Source organism: Streptococcus sp. SR4 (genome assembly GCF_000517725.1).
In the GTDB taxonomy this organism is placed as follows: Bacteria; Bacillota; Bacilli; order Lactobacillales; family Streptococcaceae; genus Streptococcus; species Streptococcus salivarius_F.
This window is the reverse complement of the sequence record NZ_AZYW01000020.1, coordinates 1-5,810: the sequence shown is the minus strand read 5'-3', so window position 1 is coordinate 5,810 and position 5,810 is coordinate 1. Positions and strand designations below refer to the sequence as shown.

The following is a 5,810-nucleotide window of genomic DNA, read 5'->3' as shown; positions in this document are numbered from 1 at the left end:
TGAGGTTGACACTGACTGCGACTCAGAAACTGATGCACTTTCTGAAGCGGATTCGGAATTTGATACAGACTGCGACTCAGAAACCGACGCACTCTCTGAGGCTGATTCAGAATCAGACACTGATTGTGATTCTGATACAGAAGCACTTACTGACGCTGAAACTGAGTTCGATTCAGACTGTGATTCTGAGACTGATTCCCTTACTGAGGCTGACTCTGAGTTTGACACTGATTGTGAATCAGACACTGATGTGCTCTCTGAGGCTGATTCGGAATTTGATACAGACTGTGATTCAGACACTGAAGCACTCTCTGAAGCTGATTCGGAATTAGACACTGATTGTGATTCGCTTACTGATGCACTCTCTGAAGCTGATTCTGATTTTGAAACAGACTGTGATTCTGAAACTGACGCACTTTCTGAAGCGGATTCTGAGTTTGAAACAGACTGTGATTCTGAAACTGACGCACTTTCTGACGCTGATTCTGAATTAGACACTGATTGTGATTCTGAAACTGATGCACTTTCTGAAGATGATTCTGAATTAGATACAGACTGTGATTCTGAGACTGACTCACTGACTGACGCTGACTCATAATTTGAGACTGACTGTGATTCAGAAACTGACTCACTTTCTGAAGCTGACTCTAAGTTTGATACAGACTGTGATTCAGAAACTGATGCACTCTCTGACGCTGATTCGGAGTTAGACACTGATTGTGATTCGCTTACTGATGCACTTTCTGAAGCGGATTCTGAGTTAGATACTGATTGTGATTCTGAAATGGATTCACTTACTGACGCTGACTCTGAAATAGACAATGACTGTGATTCTGAGACTGATGCACTTTCTGAGGCCGATTCTGAGTTTGATGCAGACTGTGATTCAGAAATTGACGCACTTTCTGAAGCGGATTCTGAGTTTGAGACAGACTGTGATTCAGAAACTGACGCACTTTCTGACGCTGATTCTGAGTTTGAAACAGACTGTGATTCTGAGATTGATTCACTTACTGACGCTGACTCGGAATTAGAAACCGATTGTGATTCGCTTACTGATCCACTTTCTGAGGCTGATTCGGAGTTTGAGACTGATTGCGATTCTGAGACAGACGCACTTGTTGATGCAGACTCTGAATTTGAAACGGATTGTGATTCAGACACTGACGCACTCTCTGAAGCTGACTCTGAGGTTGATTCAGACTGTGATGTCGACGTTGATTCACTCTCTGAGGCTGACTCGGAGTTTGAGACTGATTGTGATTCTGAAATTGATTCACTTACAGATGCTGAACCGGAGTTCGATTCAGACTGTGATGTCGACGTTGATTCACTCTCTGAGGCTGAAACTGAGTTTGAGACAGACTGTGATTCTGAAATTGATTCACTTACAGATGCTGAACCGGAGTTCGATTCAGACTGTGATGTCGACGTTGATTCACTCTCTGAAGCTGACTCTGAGGTTGAAACTGATTGCGACTCAGACACAGATGCACTTTCTGAAGCGGATTCTGAGTTTGAGACAGACTGTGATTCTGAGATTGAAGCACTTACTGAGGCACTTTCAGAGTTAGAAACGGATTGTGATACTGAAATTGACTCACTTACTGACGCTGACTCTGAGGTTGAAACAGACTGTGACTCAGACACTGACGTACTTTCTGAGGCTGATTCTGAATTTGATACAGACTGTGATTCTGATACTGATCCACTTACTGAGGCTGACTCAGAATTTGAGACTGATTGTGATTCTGACACAGACAACTTTGTTGAAACGGACTCACTTAATGAACTCGAAACACTCTCAGATTTCACGGTACTCAAAGATGCACTCGTTGAAGCGGATTCACTTTGTGATTGGCTTGTCTTCAAGGACTCACTCAAGGAACTTGAAACGCTCGCCGATTTCACGGTACTCAAAGACGCACTTGTTGATGCAGATTCACTTTGTGAAAGACTTGTCTTCAAGGAATCACTCAAGGAACTTGAGATACTCGCTGATTTCACAGTACTCAAAGACGCACTTGTTGAAGCGGATTCACTTTGTGATACGCTGGTCTTCAAGGACTCACTCAAGGAACTTGAGATACTCGCTGACTTCACAGTACTCAAAGACGCACTTGTTGATGCGGATTCACTTTGTGATACGCTGGTCTTCAAGGACTCACTTAATGAACTTGAAACGCTCGCCGATTTCTCAGCACTCAAAGATGCACTGGTTGATGCGGATTGACTTTGTGAGAGGCTTGTCTTCAAGGACTCACTCAAGGAACTTGAAACGCTCTCAGATTTCACGGTACTCAAAGACGCACTTGTTGATGCGGATTGACTTTGTGAGAGGCTTGTCTTCAAGGACTCACTCAAGGAACTTGAGACACTCGCTGATTTCACGGCACTCAAAGACACACTTGTTGAAACAGATTGACTTTGTGAGACGCTCGTCTTCAAAGACTCACTCAAGGAACTTGAAACACTCGCTGATTTCACGGTACTCAAAGACGCACTTGTTGAAGCAGACTGGCTTTGCGAAACGCTGGTTTTCAAGGACTCACTCAAGGAACTTGAAACGCTCGCTGACTTCACAGTACTCAAAGACGCACTCGTTGAGGCTGACTGACTTTGTGAAACGCTGGTCTTCAAGGATTCACTCAAGGAACTTGAGACACTCGTTGATTTCTCAGCACTCAAAGATGCACTCGTTGAAGCGGATTGACTTCGAGATTGGCTGGTCTTCAAAGATTCACTCAAAGAACTTGAGACACTTTTTGAGGCTACCGTACTCAATGAAAGGCTAGTCGATGCAGACTGCTTAGCAGACTCACTTCGACTTTGAGAAATCGATTCCTGCTTAGACTGACTGGCACTTTGCGACACTGACTGGCTGTAATCACTATCCGACAATTTCACCGTCACAACATTGGTCGTACTGTCTTTATAAGTAATCGTTACCGTACCATCACTATTAACCGTATAAGACTTAATACGGTTGGCGACCTCTGGATTCAAGGCAGACACGGCCGCAATAATCTTACTCTTATCTGCGTCTGTTAGGGCAGTCAGGCTGGTCACCTGAATAGTGCTTGTCGGCGCCACACCCGGTGTACGATCTGACAAGCGACCCTGAGTAATACGAATCTCACCCAAGCCATTTGGACGGTTCATATTTGATGCATTGTCAATAGCAGCAACATTACGTTGCCATGTGTTTCGGAAAGAATGATAAAGGTCATCCTTCAAATGAATGGTCGTTGTGATGGTTGCAGGATTATCAGTCGTAGCTGTGATATCTCCCGTAATCGGTGCAATATTACCAGTTCCGTACTGGCTACTACCAAAGAAATTGCCGTTCAAGGCATTGTCATTCAAATCGGCTCTTGCAACGACTTTCATTTCTTTAAGCTTGCCACTGTCATCTGTAGCTGTGAAAGTCAAAACAGCATCATCACCAGCATAGAGGGTATAGTTTTTCCCACCACCTTCGAGAGGCGTAGACTTAGGTTCCACACCATCCACAGTCAACTTGGCCGTCACTTCAGGACGCGTTCCGTCCGTTACAGCCACGGAATTACTGGCATCTGAATACACCGCATAATCACCATACTTGATGCGAGCTTTGGCTGTTACACCACCCGTTTGTAACTTAACAGTCGGCGTCACAATCGCTTGACCCGAAGCATCTGCCACTGCTGTTCCCACTTCGTCGTCATTATTGTATAGAACGACTGTGGAACCTGGCTCAGCTCCCGTCACCGTTACAGGCGTCTGTGTGTAAGCCTTGTCCAATAATCTCGTTTCAACAGTTGGTGCTGCAAGTCGCTTCACCGGAGCCGTCACATCATTTGTGGTGTTATCTTTATAAGTAATGGTCACCACACCAGATGATGAAACCGAATAAGATTTAAAGTCCTTTGAAGTGGCAATATTTGGGTTAGCAGTCTTAAATGCTTCCCAAACCTTATCTTTTTCAGCCTGAGCGAGACTACTTGTGTCATTAACAAAGGTACTCGTTGTCACCGCCGTAATCGGATTACGAATACCATCATTTTGTGGCAAAACCTGAATACGAAGCGTACGTGTCACTGACTGCTTAGCCGTATTAGTCACTACAAAAGAAACATTATAAATTTTCCCAGGCGTTACGACCTCTGTCTGCCCAACAGTCCCCACAATATTAAAGGCCACTGCACTATTTTTCAATGCAGAGGTCTGAGGCACGTTGATCCCATTCACACGATCACTACCAGAAGCGTAGCCAATGCTTTTAATACTATTTCGTGTAGGAATAGTTTCAACAACATTATAAGCCTGATTGATGTAGTCAGAGTTGTAAACAGAAATCAAGGCATTGTTAGCCGAACCTAAATTATACTGAGGTGCACGGAGGTTACTATTAGCATCAATTCGAGAACCATTACGAGGATCACGTTGACCAGATGTCGCACGAAGAACCGCATTGGCAAGACTATTTCTAGCCTGACGAGCCTGAGCAATCGTAGGTGCCACATCACTGTCACGATCAGCCAGGCTGACACGAATAGCATCCAAAGCTTTATCCCCCTTGAGAATAGCAGCATCCGTATTTGGCAAATCGACAGCTTGAGCTTTATAGGTATAGATGTCTAAGGCTAAATCTTTGAGTCGCTTTTCTTGCTCTAAACGCTCAGCATCAGCCACAACTGACGCAGCTAGCAGACCAGTCGCCGTATCTGACAATTGGCGATTCGTTTGAACTTCGGATGTCAAGGAAGCCTTTAATAAGGTTGACTCCGAGCTGACAAGAGGCATCCCCACTTTAGAGTCACTACTACTATCACTCTTGCTAACTGACTGAACAGAGGCACTTGCGCTATGCTCTGAAGTTTTTCCAAGCGCACTCTCAGACTGACTGTGAGCAGAAGAATCCGTCTGACTTACTGATTCCGACTTAGAAGCTAATGAAGCTGAAAGTGAGGCACTCAATGACAAGGATGTCGATTTAGAAGCTAATTCAGATGCAGACACCGATTGGCTGCGTGATAAGGACTCACTCAAAGAAGCCTCCGAAGTCTGACTTGATACAGTTTCAGATGACTCTTGACTATTTACTTGGCTATCTTGAACACTGGACACAGACTCCATATTTCCAAGAACAACAGAATCAGATGCAGCTAAGAGATCAGTCTTAGCTCCTGCTTCACTTTCTAAAATCGGCTGATCAGTCATTTCATCCGCATGTGCCACGTGAGTCGCAACTGAACCACCAAGCAAGGCCCCAGTTGCAAGCACTCCTTTGAGCACTGTCTGACCTGAAAAGGTAGGTGCCTCCACCTCTACCTGCTGGGCAGCAACAGACGGTGTATCTACACCCCCTCTAAGCACCTTGAAAAGACCAAAATTCGACGTCGCCGCACGAAGCCAGTGCTTCCCTGACTTAACCAATTTAAACCGTGTCACACGATCGGTTTCGCGATATTGACCTTCATTCCTTCTAAAAAACATATATACTCCATTTATATTTTGATTAAAACACTCCTTTCAATTTTATCATAAAATTAAGCAAAAAATCTCATTTCAAGATTGCTTTCTAGCGATTAATCCTTTCTTTCATTTCCCTAAAAATACTATAATAATGCTAACGCTAAGACTTATTAAAACTATTTGTATTTTTAGAATATCAGACTAAAAAAAATCCCCTACCAATTAGGAAATCTCTCTAATCGATAGGGGATATTTGATTATCTCGCTAGAAGATAATGATTAAACTTACTAGGACTTAGAAGTCTTCACTTTCTTCTTCATCTTTCTTACGTTTGGCAAGAAAGGCAAGACCT

At 43.9% G+C, this 5,810-nt stretch carries 1 protein-coding gene; it reads right to left on the bottom strand.

Going from position 1 to position 5,810, the window contains the following annotated elements:
* The coding region (locus HMPREF1519_RS02505) for an accessory Sec-dependent serine-rich glycoprotein adhesin (RefSeq protein WP_037611127.1) at nt 1–5,478 on the bottom strand (5,478 nt) is incomplete at its 3' end.
* Between the last annotated feature and the right edge of the window lie 332 nt (nt 5,479–5,810).